18 protein-coding genes (1 of these 18 running past the window's edge) are annotated in these 21,305 nt (G+C 69.0%); 10 read left to right on the top strand and 8 right to left on the bottom strand.

All coding sequences use genetic code 11. The annotated features are described in order from the left end of the window. Positions 1-19: 19 nt before the first annotated feature. Positions 20-1,240, bottom strand: coding sequence for an alpha/beta hydrolase family protein (locus tag H1Q64_RS32490; protein WP_237907928.1), 1,221 nt, complete (start codon positions 1,238-1,240; stop codon positions 20-22). Positions 1,241-1,463: 223 nt separating this feature from the next. Between H1Q64_RS32490 and H1Q64_RS32485 the strand changes: the two genes are divergently transcribed. The 5 genes from H1Q64_RS32485 to H1Q64_RS32465 all read left to right on the top strand — a co-directional run bounded on the left by H1Q64_RS32485 (position 1,464) and on the right by H1Q64_RS32465 (position 7,096). Further along, complete coding sequence (locus H1Q64_RS32485; protein ID WP_237907927.1) at positions 1,464-2,516, top strand: GNAT family N-acetyltransferase; 1,053 nt, start codon at positions 1,464-1,466, stop codon at positions 2,514-2,516. 126 nt (positions 2,517-2,642) lie between these two features. Continuing rightward, positions 2,643-3,716: an aldose epimerase family protein gene (locus H1Q64_RS32480; protein WP_237907926.1), complete on the top strand. Its 1,074-nt coding sequence runs from the start codon at positions 2,643-2,645 to the stop codon at positions 3,714-3,716. 42 nt (positions 3,717-3,758) lie between these two features. Then, positions 3,759-5,264: a tagaturonate reductase gene (locus tag H1Q64_RS32475; protein ID WP_237907925.1), complete on the top strand. Its 1,506-nt coding sequence runs from the start codon at positions 3,759-3,761 to the stop codon at positions 5,262-5,264. A gap of 254 nt (positions 5,265-5,518) precedes the next feature. Then, on the top strand, positions 5,519-6,286 hold the full coding sequence (gene modA, locus H1Q64_RS32470) for a molybdate ABC transporter substrate-binding protein (protein WP_237907924.1): 768 nt from the start codon (positions 5,519-5,521) through the stop codon (positions 6,284-6,286). Positions 6,287-6,289: 3 nt separating this feature from the next. Next, positions 6,290-7,096, top strand: a complete 807-nt coding sequence (locus tag H1Q64_RS32465) for an ABC transporter permease (RefSeq protein ID WP_237907923.1) — start codon at positions 6,290-6,292, stop codon at positions 7,094-7,096. On the opposite strand, the gene H1Q64_RS32460 is transcribed toward H1Q64_RS32465, so the two are convergent. The 4 genes from H1Q64_RS32460 to H1Q64_RS32445 form a co-directional block, all read right to left on the bottom strand. Further along, entirely contained in the window at positions 7,059-8,333 is a 1,275-nt protein-coding gene (locus H1Q64_RS32460) for a hypothetical protein (protein ID WP_237907922.1), read from the bottom strand. The genes H1Q64_RS32465 and H1Q64_RS32460 overlap by 38 nt on opposite strands. Positions 8,334-8,406: 73 nt before the next feature. After that, positions 8,407-9,444: a polysaccharide pyruvyl transferase family protein gene (locus H1Q64_RS32455; RefSeq protein ID WP_237907921.1), complete on the bottom strand. Its 1,038-nt coding sequence runs from the start codon at positions 9,442-9,444 to the stop codon at positions 8,407-8,409. A 224-nt stretch (positions 9,445-9,668) separates the two neighbouring features. After that, positions 9,669-11,180 (bottom strand): multicopper oxidase family protein, encoded by a 1,512-nt coding sequence (locus H1Q64_RS32450; protein ID WP_237907920.1) that lies wholly within the window; start codon positions 11,178-11,180, stop codon positions 9,669-9,671. A gap of 74 nt (positions 11,181-11,254) precedes the next feature. Next, positions 11,255-11,629, bottom strand: coding sequence for a hypothetical protein (locus tag H1Q64_RS32445; RefSeq protein ID WP_237907919.1), 375 nt, complete (start codon positions 11,627-11,629; stop codon positions 11,255-11,257). A 217-nt stretch (positions 11,630-11,846) separates the two neighbouring features. Here H1Q64_RS32445 and H1Q64_RS32440 point away from each other — a divergent pair, with 217 nt between their 5' ends. The 3 genes from H1Q64_RS32440 to H1Q64_RS32430 are packed head-to-tail and all read left to right on the top strand — an operon-like array spanning position 11,847 to position 16,837. Next, entirely contained in the window at positions 11,847-12,563 is a 717-nt protein-coding gene (locus H1Q64_RS32440; protein WP_237907918.1) for a TetR/AcrR family transcriptional regulator, read from the top strand. Continuing rightward, entirely contained in the window at positions 12,553-13,749 is a 1,197-nt protein-coding gene (locus H1Q64_RS32435) for an efflux RND transporter periplasmic adaptor subunit (RefSeq protein ID WP_237907917.1), read from the top strand. Before H1Q64_RS32440 ends, H1Q64_RS32435 begins: the two co-directional genes overlap by 11 nt. Before the next feature lie 10 nt (positions 13,750-13,759). Then, positions 13,760-16,837 (top strand): MexW/MexI family multidrug efflux RND transporter permease subunit, encoded by a 3,078-nt coding sequence (locus tag H1Q64_RS32430; RefSeq protein WP_237907916.1) that lies wholly within the window; start codon positions 13,760-13,762, stop codon positions 16,835-16,837. An 82-nt stretch (positions 16,838-16,919) separates the two neighbouring features. Here H1Q64_RS32430 and H1Q64_RS32425 read toward each other — a convergent pair whose 3' ends face one another. Then, positions 16,920-17,768 carry an SDR family oxidoreductase gene (locus tag H1Q64_RS32425; RefSeq protein WP_237907915.1) on the bottom strand — a complete coding sequence of 283 codons (849 nt, stop codon included), beginning with the start codon at positions 17,766-17,768 and terminating at the stop codon, positions 16,920-16,922. A gap of 115 nt (positions 17,769-17,883) precedes the next feature. Here H1Q64_RS32425 and H1Q64_RS32420 point away from each other — a divergent pair, with 115 nt between their 5' ends. Beyond that, positions 17,884-18,297 carry a winged helix-turn-helix transcriptional regulator gene (locus H1Q64_RS32420; protein ID WP_237907914.1) on the top strand — a complete coding sequence of 138 codons (414 nt, stop codon included), beginning with the start codon at positions 17,884-17,886 and terminating at the stop codon, positions 18,295-18,297. Between the two features lie 69 nt (positions 18,298-18,366). Here H1Q64_RS32420 and H1Q64_RS32415 read toward each other — a convergent pair whose 3' ends face one another. After that, complete coding sequence (locus H1Q64_RS32415) at positions 18,367-19,836, bottom strand: catalase (RefSeq protein WP_237907913.1); 1,470 nt, start codon at positions 19,834-19,836, stop codon at positions 18,367-18,369. A 115-nt stretch (positions 19,837-19,951) separates the two neighbouring features. On the opposite strand from H1Q64_RS32415, the gene H1Q64_RS32410 reads away from it, so the two are divergent. Continuing rightward, complete coding sequence (locus tag H1Q64_RS32410; protein WP_237907912.1) at positions 19,952-20,887, top strand: LysR substrate-binding domain-containing protein; 936 nt, start codon at positions 19,952-19,954, stop codon at positions 20,885-20,887. Here the strand turns inward: H1Q64_RS32410 and H1Q64_RS32405 are convergent. Next, positions 20,873-21,305 carry the 3' portion of a TrmH family RNA methyltransferase gene (locus H1Q64_RS32405; protein WP_237907911.1) on the bottom strand. Its footprint extends 407 nt past the window's final position, so the window shows 433 of its 840 coding nt (coding positions 408-840); its start codon lies beyond the right edge, outside the window — the gene reads right to left on this strand; the stop codon is at positions 20,873-20,875. The genes H1Q64_RS32410 and H1Q64_RS32405 overlap by 15 nt on opposite strands.

Genomic DNA, 21,305 nt, shown 5'->3' with positions numbered 1-21,305 from the left:
GGAAAGGCCGTGCGGCGCGTCAGCCCCCCACCTTGAACCGGTCATCCAGCCAATCGAGGACGCGGAGGTTCAGGAGGGAGCGGTTGCCCATCTCGCAATGCCCGTCGGCACCTTCGGCGGCGGTGAAGCGCATCAGCGTCTTCGGTCCGGTGAGCGCGTCGAAGAAGGCGCCCGCACCGGCCGACAGGGCGTCACCCTCCGCCTGGGTGATCAGGGTGGGGCATGCGATGAGATGCGCCCGCCCCCGCATGGTGAACAGCTCCGCGGAGACGAGGTAGGAGCGCAGGTCCGCGACGCCATGCACCCAGAAACCGCGCTGCACGACCTTCCAGTTCAGTTGGCGGTGGCTGCGGATGAAGGCGTCCATGCGGTCGATGACGGTTTGGTCCAGGGCGCCGAGATCGGCCGCCGCCTCCGGCACGACGCCGAGCTTGTGCACCACCACGTCACGGAAGCCGTCGGCGATGCTCCAGGTGCCGGGATCGGCGATCAGCGCCGCGATGCGCGGCTCGCCCGACGCGGCGCGCGGGGCGAGATGCCCGCCGAGGCTCCATCCGCTGAGCGCGATGCGCGCCGCATCGACGAGCGGCAGGGTTTCGGCGAAATCGACCACCGCCGCGATCACCGTTTCCCAGTCCGGCCGCAGCGGCACGCCGTGCTCGTAGAGCATGGCCCCCTGGCCGGGGCCGTCGAACAGCAGGCTGTGATAGCCCCGCCGGGAGGCCGCCACCGCCGACGCGAAATACATGTCGGTGATGGTGCCGTCGTAGCCGTTGGTGAAGACGATCAGCGGGCGGACGCGGGTCTCGAAGCCCTCCGCCGGGATGAAGCGTCCGGGCATCGCCATCCCGCCGAAGGGAATGGCCAGCGGGATGGCCGGACGCGGTCCGAGCGAGAGCCCCTTGTCGAGCGCCGCCGTCCCCTTGCGGAAGGCGGCGGTCAGGCGCGGATCGACGGGCGCGCCGTAGAGTGGATGGAAGGAGGCGTTGTGGAAGGCGCTCGCCCGCAGATAGAGGGCGCGGGCGGTCGCCTTGTGGCCCTTCGCCAGGGCGATATCGGCCTCGTGCGCCAGCCGGTCGCCCGCCGCGGTCCAGGCGTCGTAATAGGCGCCGTCGTCGCCATCGCCGATGGCCTCGGCGACCGCCTTGATCTCACCGAACTCCGCCCCGCCATAGGGGATGTAGGCGATGGGCCAGGTGCCGAAATCCTCGTGCAGAGCGTCGTGAAAGAGGGTGGTCACGGCTGTCCTCCCCGATCCCGCCGGCCGGTTCGCGGCGCCCCGGCAACCCTCGAGTGTCGCGTCGCCTTCATCATCACACCACCACGCAGAAGGTGAGACGCCCGAACGGACGTGACTCCGATCATCGACGACCCTCGGGTTGCGGCGATCCGACACAGCCCGGGAGCGTGAAAGAACGTCGCACACTCCCGCAATTCGTGCACCGTTCCAGCCGAGGGTGTTTATGACCGCTCCGCCCGCATTCGAAATACTTCCCTTCGACCCGCACAGTGCTTCGCCGGAGTTGTGGGCGGAGCGGCATGTTTTCCGCCGGGCGCGGCACGCCCAGTCCGGCGCGGATGAACCTCCGCCCTCGGACGCCTGGTTCGAAGCGATCGAACGCCAGCCGAGCGCTTTCGGACGCAATGTCCATTGGGTGGCACGGACAGAGGGGCGGATCGTCGGCATCGTCGGCGCCTTCCTGCCCAACCCGGACCAGCCGGACATCCAGGCGGCGCTGCCCCATCTGCACGCCGACGGCTTCGTGCTGAAGGAATGGCGGCGCCAGGGGATCGGCCGACGGCTTCTGACGGAAATCCACGGCCTGATGGCCGTGCATGGGAAGACCGTGCTGACCCTGGTCACCGACGACCCGGACGGCCACGCCTTCCTGGGCGCCATCGGGGCTGACGAACGGCTGCGGTCGGTGGACAGCCGGCTGGCGCTGGACGGCGTCGATTGGGCGATGGTGGAGGGCTGGCACGCGGCGATGCACCACGCGGTTCCCGGCCTGACGGTAACCATCCATGCCGGCGAGGTCCCGGACGCGGAATTCGATGCGATCCTGCCGCTGCACAACGCCCTGCTGCCCGACCTGCCGCGCGACCGGCTGGACCAGCCGCTGATCCCGGTGACCATGGCGATGGTCCTGGAATGGAAGCACAACATCCAGTTCCAGCAGGTGGAGCATCACATGGTCGTGCTGCGCGACGCCGACGGGTCAGTGATCGGCTTCAGCGACGTTTTCTGGCACCCGGAGATGACGGACCGGGTCCATCAGATCGTCACCGGCGTGCGCCGCGACAAGCGCGGGCTGGGGGTGGGCAAGGGGCTGAAGGCCGCACTGCTGCGGCATGTCCGCTCCGCCCGGCCCTCCGTCCGGCTGATGATCACCCGCAACGCGGCGACGAACGGGCCGATGCTGGCGATCAACCGCCGCCTCGGCTACGCGGAGCACAAGGTTCTCGGAACCCACCAGATCGGCGTCGAGGATCTCGGCGCAGCCCTGGCCCGCTGACGCTTTCAAACCTTCGGCGTGCGGCAAAAACGCCCGCTCCGGCGGCGGGCGCTTTTCTCCTTCCGCCTTTCATAACTGATATATTAATATATTCAATATCCTTCCGGTCCAAGGGGCACCGACGCCATGACGCCTTATGCCGACCTCCGGCGCGAGGATTTCCGCGCCACCATCGACGGCACGCCGACCGACCTATTCACCCTGCGAAACCGCCGGGGCATGGCCGTCCGCATCACCAATTACGGCTGCAAGATTGTCCAGATCCTGGCGCCCGACCGCGACGGAGCCCTCGGCGACGTGGTGCAGGGCTACGAGACGCTGGAGCAAACGATGGCCGGCCAGCCCTCCATGGGCTCCTTCATCGGGCGCTATTGCGGGCGCATCGGCGGCGGACGCTTCACGCTGGACGGGGTGGAGCACCGCACCGCCGTCAACGCGCCGCCCAACACGCTGCACGGCGGCCAGCGCGGCTCGCGCTTCCGCACCTTCGCCGCGCGTCCGCTGGATGAAACGAGCCTGGAGTTGACCTACGTCTTCCAGGACGGGGAGGAAGGCTTTCCCGGCACCCTCCCCATCCGGCTGGTCTATGCGCTGGACGAGGACAACGCCCTGACCATCGCCTGGACCGCCGTGGCGGCGGACAAGGCGACCGCGGCAAACTTCACCGACCACACCTTCTTCAACCTGTCGGGCGACGCCGGGTCCTCCATCCTCGACCATGTGGCGACGGTCAACGGCAGCCGCTATCTGGCGCTGGACGCCACCGCCGTCCCCACCGGGGAACTGGTGGACGTGACCGGCACCCCCCTCGACTTCCGCTGCCCCGCCGCCTTCGGCGCGCGGATCGGCGCCGACCATCCGATGCTGGCGCTCGGCAAGGGCTACGACCTGCATTACGCGGTGGACAAGCCGGAGGGCGCGCTGGGGCTGCACGCCCGCGTCGTCCACCCCGGCAGCGGGCGGGTGCTGGAGGTTCTCTCCACCGAACCCGGCCTGCAGGTCTACACCGGCAATTTCCTTGACGGCCAGACGCCGCGCGACCTGGGCAAGGGCGGCACGCTCTACACCCGGCACAGCGCCTTCTGCCTGGAGCCGTCGCACTTCCCCAACGCCGTCAACATCCCGTCCTTCCCCTCCACCGCGCTGGCCCCCGGCCAGTGGTGCACGGGCCGCATCATCTACCGCTTCGGCGTCGCCTGAATCCCCTGTCAGCGCATTCCGATCCTCAAAGGACCTTCCGTCATGCCTCATCTTTCCCGTGAATCGCTCGCCACCGGCGCCTTTGACGTGGCGCACACGGCGGGCGCCCCGCGGCTGCCCGTCACCATCCTTCAGATCGGCGACGGCAACTTCCTGCGCGGCTTCGTCGATTGGATGGTCGACGTCGCCAACGGCGCCGGGCTAATGAGCGCCGGGGTCGCTGTCGCCCAACCGCTGGATCAAGGCGTCGCCGGCCTGCTGAACGCGCAGGAGGGGCTCTACACCGTCCTGCTGCGCGGCATCGAGCAAGGCAAGGAGGTCGAATCCCGCCGGGTGGTGAGCTGCGTGTCCGACGCGCTGAACCCCTATGCGGCGTGGGACCGCATGCTGGCCCTCGCCACCGCCCCGGCGCTGCGCTTCCTGGTGTCCAACACGACGGAGGCCGGCATCGCCGACGTGGCGGAGCCCTACACCCCCGGCGCCTGTCCGCAGAGCTTCCCGGCCAAGGTCGCGGCGCTGCTGCACGCCCGATTCACCGCGCTGGGCGGCACGCCGGAGAGCGGCCTCGTCCTGCTGCCCTGCGAGCTGATCGAGGCCAACGGCGCCAAGCTGAAGCGGATCGTCTTGGCCCACGCCAAGCGCTGGGGCCTGGAATCCGGCTTCGCCGCCTGGGTCGAGGCGCACAACCACTTCCTGAACACGCTGGTCGACCGCATCGTCCCCGGCTACCCGCGCGACGAGGCTGAGGCACTCGCCGCAACGTGGGGCTATGAGGACCCGCTGGCCGTGGCCGGTGAGCCGTTCCATGTCTGGGTCATCGAAGGCCCGGCGGCCCTGGCCGAGGAGTTCCCGCTGCACAAGGCCGGGCTGAACGTGGTCTGGACCGACGACCTGCAGCCCTACCGCACGCGCAAGGTGCGCATCCTGAACGGCGCCCACACCGCCAGCGCGCTCGCCGCCTTCGTGGCGGGGGTGGACACGGTGAAGGGCATGATGGACGACGCGACCCTGTCCGCCTACCTGAACACGGTGATGTTCGGCGAGATCGTGCCCTTCGTGCCCCTGCCGGACGCCAAGCGCCAGGATTACGCCCGCACCATCATGGAGCGCTTCGGCAACCCCCACATCCGTCACGAGCTGATCGCCATCGCGCTGAACTCGGTGTCGAAGTGGCAGGTGCGCGTGCTGCCCAGCCTAAAGGACTACGCCGCCGCCCATGGCGAGGCGCCGGACGGCCTGTCCTTCTCGCTGGCCGCCCTGCTGCGCTTCTACAAGGGCACACTGGCGGCGGACGGCGCCTGCACCGGCAGCCGCGACGCCGGCCCCTACCCGATCCGCGACGACGCGGCGGTGCTTGCGGCGCTCTCCGGCGCCTGGGCCGCCCATGCCGGCGACCCGGCGGCGCTGGTGGACGCCGTGCTGTCCAACACCGCATTGTGGGGCGAGGACCTGACCCGCATCCCCGGTCTGGCCCACCGCACCGCCGCCCATCTGGCGGTGATCGAGGAGCGCGGCATGCGTGGGGCTTTGGAAGCGTTGATGAGCTGATTTAACCCTCTCCGGGGAGAGGGTGGCCCGGAGGGCCGGTGAAGGGGGATGCGCGTGGCGGTACGTCCGACATGAGCGCAACCCCCTCACCCTAGCCCTCTCCCCAGAGGGGAGAGGGGAACGCACAATGTCCCGCAACCGCTATATACCTTCGCGTACAACGGCCTGTTGACAGCGCCCCTCCAGCGCAGTATCCGAATCGATACAGCGTCGGGCGAGCCACCATTCCGCAACGAACTGAAGGAACTGTGTCCATGCGCTTGAAAGCCCTCGCCCTCGCCTTCGGGCTGTTGGCCCTCCAGACCGCCGCCCAGACAGCCGCGGTGGCGGCCCAGGACCTCCACGCCTATGTCGGCGCCGGCCTCCGCCCGCCGGTCGACGCGCTGATCGAGGACTTCCGCAAGGAGACCGGGATCACCGTGACGGCCGAGTATGGCGGGTCGGGCCAGCTTCTCGCCCGCTTCGCCGAGACGAGGACCGGCGACCTGTTCATCCCTGGGACGACCTTCTACACCGACAAGCTGAAGGAGCTGGACGCCGTCGCCGACCTGACGGTGCTGGTGGTGCACGGCCCCGTGCTAGCCGTGGCGCTGGGCAAGGCCGAGGCGATCAGCAGCGTCGCCGACCTCGCCAAGCCGGGCGTCCGCGTCGGGCTGGGCGACCCGCAGGCCATGGCTCTGGGCCGCACCGCGGAAGACATCCTGGACAAGTCCGGCCAGGGCGAGGCGATCCGCCGCAACGTCACCGTCCGCGCAGCGACCGTGAAGCAGCTCGCCCTCTATGTGCTGGACGGCAACGTGGACGCCGCCATCATCGGCGCGTCGGAAGCCGCGCAGAATCCCGGCAAGCTGTCCGTCATCGCCATTCCGCCGGCGTGGTACGAGGCCGAATACGCCCCCGTCGCCGTCCTGAAGACCAGCGCCGCGCCGGACGCCGCCAAGCGCTTCGCCGACTTCTTGGCCTCGGACGCCGGCCTCGCCACCTTCCAGCGCTTCGGCTTCCCGCCCGCCCCGAAGAGGTGACCAATGGGCTTCGCCGCCCTGCTGGCCCTGCCGCTCGCCATCGTCGCGCTGACGATCGCGGGCGTGCTGGGCGCCCTGCTGGCCCGCCTGCCCCCGAGCGATCTGTGGACCGCCCTGGGCGCGGCGGAGACTCTGTTCGCGTTGCGGCTGTCGGCGCTGACCTCCGTCGCGGCGCTGGGGATCGCGCTGGCCCTCGGCCTGCCGGCGGCCTACCTGATGGCGCGGCGGCGCTTTCCGGGGAAGCTTCTGCTCGACACGCTGCTCGACGTCCCGCTGGTCATGCCGCCGCTGGTCGCCGGGCTGGGGCTTCTGTTCCTGCTCGGGCGCAACGGGCCGGTTCCCGCGCTGGGGATGGAGTTGCTGTTCTCCCCCGCGGGCGTGGTGGTGGCCTTGGCCTTCGTGTCCACCGCGGTGGTGGTGCGCACCGCCACCGCGGCCTTCCGATCCGTCGACCGGAGCTACGCCGTGGCGGCGCAGTCGCTGGGCGCCGCCCCCTGGACGGTGTTCTGGCGGGTGGAGCTGCCGCTGGCCGCCAAGGGCATCGCGGCGGGAGCCGTATTGGCCTGGGCGCGGGCGCTGGGGGAGTTCGGCGCCACGCTAATGGTCGCCGGGGCAACCCGCCTGAAGACCGAGACGCTGCCCATGGCCGTCTTCCTCAATATCGCGACCGGCGAAACCGGCATCGCCGTGGCCTGCGCCCTCCTGCTTCTGGTGGCGGCTCTGCTGATGCTGATGGCGATGCGGCTGCTCGGCGCGCGGCGGAACGACCGGTTCAGCCGCGGGTCCGCAGCCGGTTGCGGACCCGCTTGAGCGGCTGCTTCAGTTCCATGGCGTCGAGCAATCCCACCGCCGCCTGCCGCAGCGACGCGGCGGCGCCCTTCATCGCCCGGACAGGACGGGGTTCGGGACGGCCGGAGTCGGATTGCCCAAGGTCCGGCTGGATGGCGCGCACCCGCTCCTTCAGCCGCTCCAGCCACTCCCCCTCCACCGCGTGCTGGCGGGCGTAGTCGAGGATGGAGCGGAGTTCCGCCGCCTGCGGCTCGTTGCGTACGGGGATGCCGGCGATGCGCGCGGGGTCGAGCGGCCCTTCGAAGCAGTCCGGGGCGGCCAAACCGGCAGCGGCGAAGTTCATCCGGGTGCGCACGCATTTCTCGCAGACGCCGCAGTTCCGGAACTGCTCCGCACCCTCCCAGCAGACGCGCAGGGAACGCACCGCCTCCGGATAGGCGGCGACCGCCGCGGCCTTCTCCGTTCGGGAATAGGCGGCCCCGTCATGGACGATGGAGAAGCCGTCGCCGGACAGCAGATGGTCGGCGATGGGCGTGGTGCCGTAGGGAATGACCAGCGCGTCGTAGGGCTTGGTGCTGCCGATCAGCCCGAACTCGAACTCCCCTTCGTGGAGGTGCAGGCAGGCCGCCAGTTCCGCTGCGTGGGAATCCTGCCAGTTCTGGAGATGCAGCTCCTTGCTGTTGGTGCGCACCACGCGCAGGTCCAGCCCGACCAACTCGCGGAAGGGCCGGGTCCGCTCGACCAACCGCTCGAAATCCTCGGGGCGGTCCAGTTCCACGTCGAAACCATGCACCATCAGCAGCGCGCCGACATGGCGGCGGCGCTCCGGCGGCAGGAGAAGCCGGTGGCGCAGGATGGTGAAGGTGCTGTCCAGCCCGCTGGAATAGGCGGCGATGGCCCGGCGCCCCGGCTTGGGCGCGTTGCGGTCGACGACCGTCTCCGGGATGATCTCCACCGTCCGGTAGCGGTCGGGCCGCCAGCGCCGCCACACCCCTTGGAGCGCGTCGATGTTGTGCAGCGCCGTGCGGGTCAGCGGCCCGTGGACATGGACGGGAAGGCCCCGCTGCATGGCATGGAACAGGACAGCCATGACCGCCCCGTCCATCGGCCGGTCCGCCGAGGCTCCGGCCGGGTCTTCGAACTCGTAGACCACGCGGTGCCGGCGGCGGGCGCCGTCCTCGGACAGCAGGACGGTGCGGCGGACCAGACCGCCGCTCGCCGTCTCCTCGAATCCGATGTGCAGCCCCTTGCCCGCCATACCCGCCGACGCCCTCTTCAGCCCATGTTCCGGGATGACAGACGGATGCGGGGCGCAAACGTTCCCAGGGTCCTCACCGTTTCCAATCCGCGAGCCAGCTGTCGATGTAGTTGGTCAGCTTGCCGTAGGAGTTGTCGCGCACCTGCACCGGCAGCCCCATCATCAGGGCCAGCAGCATCCCGTGCAGGCGGTTGGTGACCACGGCGTTGGCCGCGCCGAAATGGGCGACGGCCTTGCGGACCAGCCGGTCGCGGATGGGATACCAGCCGCGCAGCGGATCGGCGGGCAGCGGCACCGCGTCGTCCAGCCGGATCAGCCGGGCGGCCAAGGCGAAGCCGGCGAAATCCTCCGGCCCGCACAGGTCCTCCCAGTCGAAGACCGGCGAGTCCTGGCGCAGCCAGTGGCGCCCCGCGCATTCCTGGTCGCGCCGGGCCATGACGAGCAGGGTCGTGTCGTGGGCCGGGCGCACCGGCGTCAGCCGCGTGGGATAGCGCGTCAGGTAATGGGCGAGGTCCGGCACCTGGATTGCCCGCTCCCCCAGAAAGGGCCGCACCAGATCGAGCGACGGCGCGTCGCGCGCCATGAAGACCAGATTGCGGTGGGCCGCCCAGCGCTTCATGTCGTGGCGCAGCCGGTCGTGGTCGCGGTAGTAGACGGTCTGCGGCAGAAGCACGACGCGGCTGGACGGAAAGTTCTCCAGCACCTTCTGCCGGAACGTCTCGTGATGGGGATAGAGGTCTCCGAAATTGCCGCCGCCATGCAGCAGGATCGCCGCCTGCCCGTCGCGCTGGCGGCGCAGCAGGCGCCGGGCGTTGCCCAGCGTCACCCGCTCGCGGATCTCCACGCCGCCGTCGGCGAACAGCGCCTCCGCCCCCTGGTTGATCAGCAGATCCCCGACGTTCAGATGGACCGGGATGTCCGCATAGACGGCCGGCCCGCTGCCCAGATGCGGAAGCACCAGGTCCCGCACCCGCAGCGACAGCGCCTCCAGGGCCGCAAGGTCCGGGTCCAGCCACAGGTCCGCCGCACCGGCGGCACCGCCGGCAGACCCACCACCAGACCCGGCGGCCGAGCGCCCCCCGGCACCGCCGTCATAACACCACGTATCCATGGCCAATGGCCGCCCCCGCAGAAGATTGGTTCCGGAACATTGGTCGCCGCCCCCGGAGATGGAAGAGAAGTGACACGTCCCCGTCCAATGTGAATGGGAGTGATGCGTGAAAGTTCGCTTCCAAAGGAATGCGCCTGGATTTGCCGGTTTCATCCGTCCGAACCGGCGCGGGGCTTTTGCGGTACCCGTTCCGGCGCGGTCGGGCCGCGCCGGAATGTTCGTGTTCATATGGTTTGTTCACACACCAATTCGGTCATCATCCCCGTCGCCATGTGCAGAAGATTGTGGCAGTGCAGCGGCCAGCGCCCTGGGTTGTCGGCGTCGAAGGCGATGGTGGCGGAACCGTTCATCGGCACCAGCACGGTGTCCCGCACCGCCCCGGCCAGCGCCGTCCCGTTGAGCGCGGTCACCTGGAAATGCTGGCCGTGCAGGTGCATCGGGTGGGCCATCGGGCTTTCGTTGACCATGGTGACGGTCACCCGCTGCCCCTTGCGAACGCTCAGCGGCCGGTGCTCGCCGAAGGGACGGTCGTCGATGGTCCAGACATAGGGGGCCATGCCGCCGGTCAGACGGATGGTGAAGGCCGAATCCGTGGGGCGCGGCGCCAGGGGGGCGAGCGCCGTCAGCCGCCGCTCCAGCGACAGGTCCACCGGGCCGGCGGCGCCGTCCGCGAGGCCGGCGGACTTGCCCACCGTGGCGCCGGGGGTGGCGAGGATGATACCGGTGCGCTGACGCTCCCCTTCCCGTTGCGCCAGGACGGGGAAGACGCCGCCTTCGGCAGGAAGCTGGAGGAGGATGTCCAGCCGCTGTCCCATGACCATGCCGAAGCGCCGCCCGGTCACCGGCTGCACCGGGTTGCCGTCCGCCGCGACCACCGTGCCGTCGAGGGCGCCGAGGTCGATGTGGAAAGCCGTCGAGGTCGCCCCGTTGATCAGCCGCAGCCGGACCCGACCGCCGCGTTCCACCCGCACCACCTCCGGGTCGTCGAGCGTGCGGTCGTTGGCGAGGTAGGCGTCATACTCCACGTCGTTCAGGTCCATGGCGGTCATGGTCATGCCGCCCATGCCCTTCATGGTCGAGTGGTCCATCATCGGCATGGCGCCGCCATGCCCGCCGCCATGGCCTCCGTGGCCGCTTCCATGCCCGCCACCGTGATCCATGCCACCATGATTCATGGTCCCGCCGGTCAGCCCGGCGAGGACCTCGGCGGGATCCTTGAAGGTGAAATCGTGCAGCAGCACGGTGACCTCCTGCGCGTCCTCGCGCCGGTCTTCGACGGTGCGGACGATCAGGGGGGCCGCCATCAGCCGCTGCTCCTGAAGGCCATGGTGTGAGTGCATCCAGTGCGTGCCCGGCCGCGGCTCGAAGTCGTAACCCTGGCTGGCGCCGTCGCGGATCAGCGGGCGGTTCGCGTCGGCCACACCGTCCTGGGCGTAGGGCGGGGTCATGCCGTGCCAGTGGATGACCGCGTCCTCCCCGGCCCGGTTCGCCAGATCGACCAGGAAACGCTGCCCCGGATCGAGGAACAGGCCGGAGGTGCCATCCGGCTGGCGGATGCCGAAGACGGAGGCGGGCTTGCCCATCACCTCCAGCACGCGCCGCTCGACGGCGAGACGGAGGGGCGCCGCGGCCCATGCGGGGCGTACGGCTGCAGGAAGAAGGGTGGAAAGGCCGCCCAGCGCAGCGACCGAAGCCGCGGACGCCAGGAACCGGCGGCGGGTCTGAAAAATCGTCATGATGCGATGGTCCGTTTTTGCGATATGCCGGCCCAGAGCGCGCGGTGAAGGCGCAACTCGGGCATGGAGTCCGGTCAAACGGCCATGCGCGGTGGTCTGAGGACCGGCGGCGGGCCGATTCCCTCCGGTAGCAACCCGGCGGGCCTGAAGGGCGCGGCGGCACGGGGCGGCGGCGGCGGAAAGGCCGCCGTGGTGGCGATGCCCGACAGCATCATCGGACAGGCGCCGCCGCAGGACAGCCCGTTCCTGCCCGCACAGGCGTCGTCCGCCGGTGGCGCGTGGTCGGCATCGCCCACCCAGACGCTCCCGGCCGGCGTTGGAGCCGAGGATGCGGCATGGCCTTGAGAATGGGCGCCGGAATGGACATGCGCCTGCGCGGGGGACGGAGCGAACAGCGCCAGCGCGGCCAGCATCAGCAGCCCCGTCAGCAGCAGCCTGATCGACATCATCCCGCCAAGGGTGCACCCACCCCGCGCCATCACCGTTTCCCGTTCCTGCATCGGCATTACGGCTCACAGTCTCCACCTTCCAGCGGCGGGAAGGTCAAGCGCAAATTCGCACTGACGCCACTGGTTGTAGGGAACCCGCTCTGGACAGCCTGACCGCGCCGTGATATCTCCGGCCCAGCAAGGTGAGTTAGTGCTCACTTATGGAATAGGGTTAATCATGGGACGGCTGGACAACTCGGCCCGGCGCGCGGCGATCATCGACGCGGCCCTGCCGCTGTTCGCGCGCAAGGGATTCGCCGCCACCACGACGAAGGAGATCGCGCAGGCCGCCGGCGTGTCGGAGGCGCTGATCTTCAAGCATTTCCCCAGCAAGGCCGCCCTCTACGAGGCGATCTTCCGCTCCTGCGTGGATGGGGACGAGGATCTCGCGAAGCTCCTGGCGATGCCGCCGAGCACGGAGACGCTCGCCGCCTACGTCCAGGCGATGGTGAGCTGCTACGTCAGCGAACTGCCCAGCGACCGCGACATCATGCTTCCCCGCTACCGTCTCTATTTCATGAGCCTGCTGGAGGACGGGGAATTCGCCCATATGGTGCGCCGCTGGATGTCGGAGCACATCGCCCCGCCCTTCGTAGCCTCGCTGCGCGCCGCCCGCGACGCCGGAGACCTCATCCCCTCGGCCCCGGTGACGGAAAACGCCTTCTGGCTGGCGGAGATGCTGGGCTCCACCCTGGCCACCATTCACCTGCCGCCGACGCCGCTCGTCCCTTCCCTGGCCGAGCCGCGGCGCACCATTCGCGACGCGGTCGCCTTCATCCTGCGCGGCCTCGGCCTGCGGGAGGAAGCGGTGGCTCTTCACACGCCATCATTGCATTTTACCCAATCAACAGAACCAGAACCGACCTGTTCGAGAGAGGCTGATCGTGACGAGTGACATCGACCATTCCGCTCACGCGCCAGAGCGGACCACCGCACGCCGTCCGGTCACCCGCGGGCGGCTGGCGTTCCGCATCATCATCATGGCCGTCATCCTGGCTGTGCTGTTCGGCGGCCTGTACGCCTTCAACAACTTCCGCAACAAGGCCATTGCCGACTTCTTCGCCGGCAACAAGCCGCCGCCGACTCCCGTCTCGGTCGCCGAGGCGACGGCGCAGTCCGTTCCCAAATACACCACCGCCATCGGCACCCTGACCGCCAGCCGGCAGGTCACCGTGGCGCCGGAGGTGGTCGGGCGCGTGACCCAGATCTTCTTCGAATCGGGCGCCACCGTGAAGGCCGGCGCGCCGCTGGTGCAGCTCAACGACGCTCCGGATCAGGCCGACCTGCTGGCCTACCGCGCCCAGGCGAAGCTGGCCGAGAACAACCTGCAGCGCGCCCGCAACCTGCTGCGCAACCAGGCCGGCCCGCAGGTCACCGTCGACCAGAACCAGGCCCAGCTCGATGAGGCCAACGCCAACATCAAGAAGACCGAGGCGCTGATCGCCCAGAAGCTGATCCGCGCGCCCTTCGATGGTGAACTCGGCATCCGGCAGGTGAATGTCGGCGAGTATGTCAGCGCCGGCGGCCCCGTCGTCACGCTGACCGACCTCGCCAACCTGTTCGTCGACTTCACCCTGCCCGAGCAGGCGCTGAGCCAGATCCGCGTCGGGCAGCCGGTGCTGATCTCCGCCGACGCCGCCCCCGGCGCCAACTTCGACGCGGCGATCTCGACCATCGAGCCACAGGTCAGCCCGGACACCCGCGCCATCAAGGTGCGCGCCACGCTGCAGAACCCCGAGCGCAAGCTGCTGCCCGGCATGTTCGCCAACATCCGCGTCGTCCAGCCGCCGGCCCACAACCGCATCGTCGTTCCGGAAACCGCGGTGGACTACACGGTCTACGGCGACAGCGTCTTCGTCGTCGCGGCTCAGAAGGACGCCGAGGGCAAGGACGGCCATGTCGCCAAGCGCGTTCCGGTGAAGACCGGCGACCGCTTCGACGGCAAGGTGGAGATCCTCGACGGGGTGAAGCCCGGCGACCGGCTGGTCTCCTCCGGCCAGCTCAAGCTGAACAACGGCGCCGCCGTGGTGCCGACGGAAGCGAGCGCGCTGGTGCCGCCGCAGACCGTTCCGCGCAACTGAGGATCCGGCCATGTCATTCACCGACATCTTCATCCGACGGCCGGTCCTGGCGCTGGTGGTCAGCCTGCTGATCCTGCTGGTCGGCGTCCGGTCGCTGACGGATCTGCCGATCCGGCAGTATCCGGAGCTGCAGAACACCGTCATCACCATCACCACCTCCTACGCCGGCGCCTCTCCCGACCTGATGCAGGGCTTCATCACGACGCCCATCGAGCAGGCGGTGGCGACGGCGGAAGGCATCGACTACATCACCTCCTCCTCCACCCAGGGGGTGAGCCTCGTCACCGCCTACATCCGGCTGAACTTCAACCCCAACGTCGCGATGACCGACGTGATGTCGAAGGTGCAGCAGGTCAAATACCAGCTTCCGCGCGAGGCCAACGACCCCGTGATCCTGAAATCCACGGGCGAGACGACCTCCATCCTCTACATGGGCTTCGCCAGCCCGGAGCTGTCCGGGGCGGCCATCTCCGACTACCTGACGCGCGTGGTGCAGCCGCTGCTGTCCACCGTGTCCGGCGTCGCCGAGGCGCAGATCCTGGGCGGCCAGACCTTCGCCATGCGCGTCTGGCTCGACCCCGACCGGATGGCCGCGCGCAACATCGCCGCCGCCGACGTGCGGGCGGCGATCCAGGCCAACAACTACCAGTCCGCCCCCGGGCAATCGAAAGGCGTCTTCGTCGTCTCCAACATCACCACCAACACCGGCCTGACCGACGTCGAGCAGTTCCGGCAGATGGTGGTGAAGTCCAAGGACGGCGCGCTGGTGCGCATGAAGGACATCGCCGAGATCGAGCTGGGCGCGCAAAGCTCCAACGCCAGCGTGTCGATGAACGGCCAGCAGGCGATCTTCATCGGCATCAACTCCACGCCGACCGGCAACCCGCTGACCATCGTGGAGGACATCCGCAAGCTGGTGCCGGAGTTGGAGCGCAACCTGCCGCCGTCGCTGAAGATGGAGATTGTCTACGACTCCACCCGCTTCATCCAGGCCTCCATCGACGAGGTGCAGAAGACGCTGCTGGAGGCGGTCGGCATCGTCATCGTGGTGATCTTCCTGTTCCTGGGCTCCTTCCGCTCGGTGCTGATCCCCATCGTGACCATCCCGCTGTCCATCGTGGGTGCCGCGACGATCATGCTGGCGATGGGCTTCAGCCTGAACCTGCTGACGCTGCTCGCCATGGTGCTCGCCATCGGCCTCGTGGTGGATGACGCCATCGTGGTGGTGGAGAACGTCCACCGCCACCTGGAGGAGGGAAAGTCGCCCGTCGAATCCGCGCTGATCGGCGCACGGGAGATCATCGGGCCGATCATTTCCATGACCATCACGCTGGCCGCCGTGTACGCCCCCATCGGCTTCCTCGGCGGGCTGACCGGCGCGCTGTTCCGCGAGTTCGCCTTCACGCTGGCGGGATCGGTCATCATTTCCGGCGTGGTGGCGCTGACGCTGTCGCCGATGATGTGCTCGCTCCTGCTGACCCGCGACATGAACGAGGGCCGCTTCGCCCGCTTCGTCGACCGGACCTTCGAGAAACTGTCCGGCTGGTACGGGCGGCGTCTGGGCGGCGCGCTGGACTACCGGGCGGCGACCCTGCTGTTCGGCTTCGGCGTGCTGCTCAGCGTCGGCTTCCTCTTCGCCAACACCATGTCGGAGCTGGCGCCTGAGGAGGACCAGGGCATCCTGTTCGGCATCACCAAGGGGCCGCAGTACGCCAACCTCGATTACATGGACGCCTACGGGCGCGAGATGGACGAGGTGTTCACCCACTATCCGGAGACCGACACCCGCTTCGTGCTGAACGGCCTGCCGACCCTGACCCAGGGCTTCGCCGGCATGATCCTGAAGCCGTGGGACGAGCGCACCCGCAGCGCCAAGGAGCTTCAGCCGCTGGTCCAGGCCGATCTCGGCAAGGTGGCCGGCACGCAGGTGTTCCTGGTGTCGCCACCGGCCCTGCCCGGCTCCACCGGCGGCCTGCCGGTGCAGATGGTCATCAACAGCCCCGGCGACTACCAGACCATCTTCAACGCCATGGAGCGCATCAAGACCGCCGCCATGGAAAGCGGCATGTTCATCGTCACCGACAGCGACCTGCAGTTCAACAGCCCAGTCGTCCGGCTGCATGTCGACCGCTCCAAGGCGGCGGACCTCGGCCTGTCGATGCAGTCGATCGGCGACACGCTGGCGGTCCTGGTCGGCGGCAACTACGTCAACCGCTTCAACCTGAACGGCCGCTCCTACGAGGTCATCCCGCAGGTGCCGCGCGACAAGCGCCTGACGCCGGAGACGCTGACCCGCTATTACGTGACCGCGGGCAACGGCGCGCAGATCCCGCTGTCCACCGTCGTCTCGATCGAGATGGCGACGGAGCCGAACGCCCTGACCAAGTACAACCAGCTTCCCTCCGCGACCTTCTCCGCGGTGCCGATGCCGGGCGTGACGATGGGTCAGGCCGTGGAATTCCTGGAGCGGCAGGCCCGCGAGATCCTGCCCGCCGGCTTCGGCCACTCCTACCTGTCGGAATCTCGCCAGTACGTGACCGAAGGCAGCCAGCTCATGGTCACCTTCGTCTTCGCGCTGGTGGTCATCTATCTGGTGCTGGCCGCGCAGTTCGAATCGCTGCGCGACCCGCTGGTGATCCTGATCTCGGTGCCGATGTCGATCTGCGGGGCGCTGCTGCCGCTGTTCTTCGGCCTGTCCACCATGAACATCTACACACAGGTGGGTCTGGTGACGCTGATCGGCCTGATCAGCAAGCACGGCATCCTGATGGTGGAATTCGCCCGCGAGATGCAGATCAACGAGCGGGTGGACCGTCGCACCGCCATCGAGCACGCGGCCCGCGTCCGTCTGCGCCCGATCCTGATGACCACGGCGGCGATGGTGGTGGGCCTCCTACCGCTGCTGACCGCCGCCGGCGCCGGTGCGGCCAGCCGCTTCTCCATCGGTCTGGTGATCGTGTCGGGCATGCTGATCGGCACGCTGTTCACGCTGTTCGTCCTGCCGGCGGTCTACACCGTGCTGGCCAAGGACCACTACGCGGCGTCGGTCTCCCGCCGCGCGCGGGAGATCGCGGCGGCTTCGCAGTAAGCGTCGTCAGACCGTAGCCTCTCACAAAAAGACCCCCTCGCCTTGCACGGGCGAGGGGGTCTTTTTCTTTGCCGGCCCGCCCTTATCGGGGCAAGGCGGCGGCCACGGCGGCGGACAGCGGCGTGGTCGGACGCCCGATCAGCGCCGACAGCTGGCGCCCGTCGTCGAACAGCGCGCCCTTCGACGCATCGGCATCCCAGGAGGCGATGCCCTTCGCGAAGGCCTCGGGAAGGCCGAAGCCGGCGAGAATGGCGGCGTAGTCCGCCTCCGGCAGGTTCCGGTAGGGGATGTCCTTGCCGGATTGGCGGGAAATCTCCGCGGCGAGGTCGGCCAGCGTCACCGCGTCGTCCCCGGCTAGCTCGTAGGTCTTGCCCTCATGGCCGGTGCCGGTCAGCACCGCCACCGCCGCGTCGGCGTAATCGGCGCGCGTGGCGGAGGAAATCCGCCCGTCGCCGGCGCTGCCGATAAAGGCACCCCCGGCTAGCGCCGCGCCGACCGAACCGGTGTGGTTCTCCGTGTACCAGCCGTTGCGCAGGATGGTGAAGGGGATGCCCGACGCCTTCAGTTCCTCCTCCGTCTCCCGGTGCTCCCCGGCGAGGCTCAGCGGCGAGCGGTCGGCGTGGAGCAGGCTGGTGTAGACGATCCGCCCGACGCCCGCCGCCTTCGCGGCGTTGACGACGTTGCGGTGCTGCGCCGCCCGCTGCCCGATCTCGTTCGAGGAGATCAGCAGCAGCGTGTCGACGCCGGCCAGCGCGCGGGCGAGCGCGCCGGGGTTGCCGTAATCGGCTTCGCGGGCCTCGACCCCCAGGTCGGCGGCCTTGGCGGGGGAGCGCACCAGGGCGACGATGCCGGAGGCCGGAACCGTCTCCTTCAGGCGGGCGATGACGAGGCGGCCAAGCTGGCCGGTGGCACCGGTGACGGCGATGGTCATGGTCGGGTGTCCCGTTTGCGGTTGGGTGGTGACCACCTACCTAATCCACTTGCTTACTTTTCGTAAGTACGTACATAAATGTAAGTGTGAAGATTTTTCCTGCGGGAGAACGGCGATGCCGGAACCAGACGATGACTACACTCCGCTGCCGCTGTCGGAGCGGATGCAGCGCGGCGACCTGATGGCCGCGGCCTGCCCATCGCGGGAGGTGCTGAAGCACGTCACCAGCCGTTGGGGGGTCCTGGTTCTGATCGCCCTGGAAAGCGGAACGCTCCGCTTCAGCGAACTCCGCCGCACCATCGGCGGGGTCAGCGAGCGGATGCTGGCCCAGACGCTGCAATGGCTGGAGGGCGACGGGCTGGTCAAGCGCACCGCCCACGACGTGGTGCCGCCGCATGTGGACTACAGCCTGACGCCGCTGGGGCGGGAGGCCGCGGAGAAGGTGCGCCTCCTCGCCGACTGGATCGAATTCAACCTGCCGCGGATCGCCGAGGGCTGGACGAACCGGCAAAACGCCGCCGCCAACTGACCCGTCCCACAAAAAGCCGCCGGACGCGAGGGGGTGCGTCCGGCGGTGCCGAGTGTTCAAGAGTTGGGCTCAGCCGGCCACGGCCGCCTCTTCGGTCACCGCGGCTGCCGTCACTCCCAGCCGCTTAGCAATGCCCGCGCCATAGGCGGGGTCCGCCGCGAAGAAGTGCCTCAACTGGCGCCGCTGGATGAAGCCCGGCGCCTCCCCCAGCGAGTTGGCGATGGTGTCCATCAGCCGCTCCTGCGCCTCCGCCCCGATCAGGCGGAACAGAGCGCCGGCCTGGGCGTAATCGTCGTTGCCCTCGCGGTGGTCGTAGCGGGCGGCATCGCCGGAGATGCGCAGCGGCGGTTCAGCCACCGCGCGGTTCTGCACCGGCCCGCCGAAGCTGTTGGGCTCGTAGTTCGGGCTGCCGCCGCCGTTGCCGTCGAAGCGCATGGCACCGTCGCGCTGGTGGTTGCGGACCTCCGCGGCGTGCGGGCGGTTGACCGGCAACGCCTGATGGTTGGCGCCTAGCCGGTAGCGGTGCGCATCGGCGTAGGCGAACAGCCGGCCCTGCAGCATCTTGTCCGGGCTGAAGGCAATACCGGGCACCATGTTGGCCGGGCTGAAGGCGGCCTGCTCGACCTCCGCGAAGAAGTTCTCCGGGTTGCGGTTCAGCTCCAGCTCGCCGATCTCGACCAGCGGGTAGTCGGCGTGCGGCCACACCTTGGTCACGTCGAACGGGTTGATGCGGTAGGCGTCGGCCTCCAACTCCGGCATGATCTGCACCGAGACGGTCCAGGCCGGGAAATCGCCGTCGCGGATGGCGGCGAACAGGTCGCGGGTGGCGTGGTCGGGATCGACACCGGCCATGCGCACAGCCTGATCCGCCGTGAAGTTCTGGATGCCCTGGCGGGTCTTGAAATGATACTTGACCCAGAAGCGCTCGCCCGCCGCGTTGATCCACGAGAAGGTGTGGCTGGAGAAGCCGTCCATGTGGCGGTAGCCGCGCGGCGTGCCGCGGTCGCTGAACAGGATTGTCAGCTGGTGCATCGTCTCCGGCGACAGTGAGAAGAAATCCCAGACCGCGGTCGGGTCCTTCAGGTTGGTCGCCGGGTTGCGCTTCTGCGTGTGGATGAAGTCGGGGAACTTCAGCGGGTCGCGGATGAAGAAGACCGGCGTGTTGTTGCCGACCAGATCGTAGTTGCCGTCCTCGGTGTAGAATTTGACGGCGAAGCCGCGGGGGTCGCGCTCGGCATCGGCGGAGCCCTTCTCGCCGCCGACGGTGGAGAAGCGCAGGAACACCTCTGTCTCCTTGCCGATCTCCGACAGGAACCGTGCCGCGGTGTAGGGCGTCACGTCCCGGGTCACCCGGAAGACGCCGTAGGCGCCGGCCCCCTTGGCATGGACCACCCGTTCCGGGATGCGTTCACGGTTGAAGTGGGCCAGCTTCTCGATCAGGTGGAAATCCTGCATCAGCACCGGACCGCGCGGGCCGGCGGTTAGCGAATTCTGGTTGTCGGCGACGGGGATGCCGGTAGCGGTGGTCAGGGTGCTCATGGCTCAACTCCTTGCGTTTCTTATCGGTTGGCTCGTCCGCTTTGCCCCCTGGTTATCCCGCCGCGTCGTTGATATATCCAAGACATCGTTTCGAATTCTTCGATAGCTTGATCCTATGAATCTCGCCGGTCTCTCCCTTCGCGATCTGGAATATGTGGTGGCGGTGGCCGAGCAGCGGCATTTCGGCAAGGCGGCGGAGCGCTGCTCGGTCAGCCAGCCGTCGCTGAGCGCGCAGATCCGCAAGCTTGAAGACCTTCTCGGCATCCCGCTGTTCGAGCGGACGAGCCGCCGCGTGCTGCCCACCCCGCAGGGCGAGGTGGTGATCCGCCAAGCCCGCGTCGTCCTGGAGGAGGCGCGCCGCCTGCTGGCGCTGGCCCGCGGGACGGCGGGAGCCCTGCACGGCCCGCTCTCCATCGCGGCGATTCAGACGCTGGGACCGTACCTGTTCCCCCATGTCCTGCCGGCGATGCGCCGGCACCTGCCCGACGTCCAGCTCGTGCTGTCCGAAGGCCGCACCGACGGCCTGCTGGAGGAGTTGCGAGAGGGGCGGCTCGACGCGGTCCTGCTCGCCCTGCCCGTCGAGGCGGAGGGGCTGACCTGCGACGCCCTGTTCTTCGAACCCTTCGTGCTGGCCCACCCCACCGGCCACCGGCTGGAAAGCCTGCCCTCCATCGCCCTGGCCGACCTCGACCCCGGCGAACTGGTGCTGCTGGAAGAGGGGCATTGCCTGCGCGATCAGGCGCTGGCTGCCTGCGGCGCCACCACCCGCGGCATGCGCCACGCCACCGGGCTGGAGACGCTGCGCCACATGGTCGCCAGCGGCACCGGCTACACCCTGATGCCGCGGCTCGCCACCGGCGACGGGGAGGCGGCGACGGTGGGCGGCTTGGTCGCCTACCGCGCTTTCCAGGGCGACCTGCCCGGCCGCATCATCGGGCTGGTCTGGCGGGCCAGCGACCCGCGCGCCGCCGGCTTCCGCGCGCTCGCCCAGAGCCTGCGCGACGCCACCCCGCCCGGCCTGCGCCGGATCGAAGACTCAGCCGGCTCCTGACTCCGGCTCCGCCATGAAGGCGAGGTGGTGCAGGACGATCCCGCTGGTCGTAGCGACGTTCAGGGAATCGAAATCCGGTGCCATGGGAATGCGCACCGTCCGTGTCCGCGCCAGGACGGCAGCCGGCAGGCCCGGCCCCTCCGACCCCAGGAGCAGCGCCGCGCGCTCCGGACGGCGCAGCCCCGCCAGGGTCACCGCACCCGCCGGGCTCAGCGAGAGGGCGGCAAAGCCGTGCCGCTCCAGCAGCGCGACCGGATCGGTTCCCGCCGGAATCCGCAAGAACGGCACCCGCAGCGCCGCCCCGACCGACACGCGGATCGCCTTGCGGTAGAGCGGGTCGCAGCAGCCGGAGTCGAGCAGCACCGCGTCCACCCCGAAGGCCGCCGCGTTGCGGAAGATGCCGCCCACATTGTCATGG

This window comes from Azospirillum brasilense, from assembly GCF_022023855.1.
Classification (GTDB): Bacteria; Pseudomonadota; Alphaproteobacteria; order Azospirillales; family Azospirillaceae; genus Azospirillum; species Azospirillum brasilense_F.
This window is presented reverse-complemented; position numbering and strand designations above follow the sequence as displayed.

Coding starts and splice junctions, on each gene's coding strand:
- H1Q64_RS32485 (WP_237907927.1), top strand. CDS start 1,464: ATGACCGCTCCGCCCGCATTCGAAATACTTCCCTTCGACCCGCACAGT.
- H1Q64_RS32480 (WP_237907926.1), top strand. CDS start 2,643: ATGACGCCTTATGCCGACCTCCGGCGCGAGGATTTCCGCGCCACCATC.
- H1Q64_RS32475 (WP_237907925.1), top strand. CDS start 3,759: ATGCCTCATCTTTCCCGTGAATCGCTCGCCACCGGCGCCTTTGACGTG.
- modA (WP_237907924.1), top strand. CDS start 5,519: ATGCGCTTGAAAGCCCTCGCCCTCGCCTTCGGGCTGTTGGCCCTCCAG.
- H1Q64_RS32465 (WP_237907923.1), top strand. CDS start 6,290: ATGGGCTTCGCCGCCCTGCTGGCCCTGCCGCTCGCCATCGTCGCGCTG.
- H1Q64_RS32460 (WP_237907922.1), bottom strand. CDS start 8,333: ATGGCGGGCAAGGGGCTGCACATCGGATTCGAGGAGACGGCGAGCGGC.
- H1Q64_RS32455 (WP_237907921.1), bottom strand. CDS start 9,444: ATGGATACGTGGTGTTATGACGGCGGTGCCGGGGGGCGCTCGGCCGCC.
- H1Q64_RS32450 (WP_237907920.1), bottom strand. CDS start 11,180: ATGACGATTTTTCAGACCCGCCGCCGGTTCCTGGCGTCCGCGGCTTCG.
- H1Q64_RS32445 (WP_237907919.1), bottom strand. CDS start 11,629: ATGATGTCGATCAGGCTGCTGCTGACGGGGCTGCTGATGCTGGCCGCG.
- H1Q64_RS32440 (WP_237907918.1), top strand. CDS start 11,847: ATGGGACGGCTGGACAACTCGGCCCGGCGCGCGGCGATCATCGACGCG.
- H1Q64_RS32430 (WP_237907916.1), top strand. CDS start 13,760: ATGTCATTCACCGACATCTTCATCCGACGGCCGGTCCTGGCGCTGGTG.
- H1Q64_RS32425 (WP_237907915.1), bottom strand. CDS start 17,768: ATGACCATCGCCGTCACCGGTGCCACCGGCCAGCTTGGCCGCCTCGTC.
- H1Q64_RS32420 (WP_237907914.1), top strand. CDS start 17,884: ATGCCGGAACCAGACGATGACTACACTCCGCTGCCGCTGTCGGAGCGG.
- H1Q64_RS32415 (WP_237907913.1), bottom strand. CDS start 19,836: ATGAGCACCCTGACCACCGCTACCGGCATCCCCGTCGCCGACAACCAG.
- H1Q64_RS32410 (WP_237907912.1), top strand. CDS start 19,952: ATGAATCTCGCCGGTCTCTCCCTTCGCGATCTGGAATATGTGGTGGCG.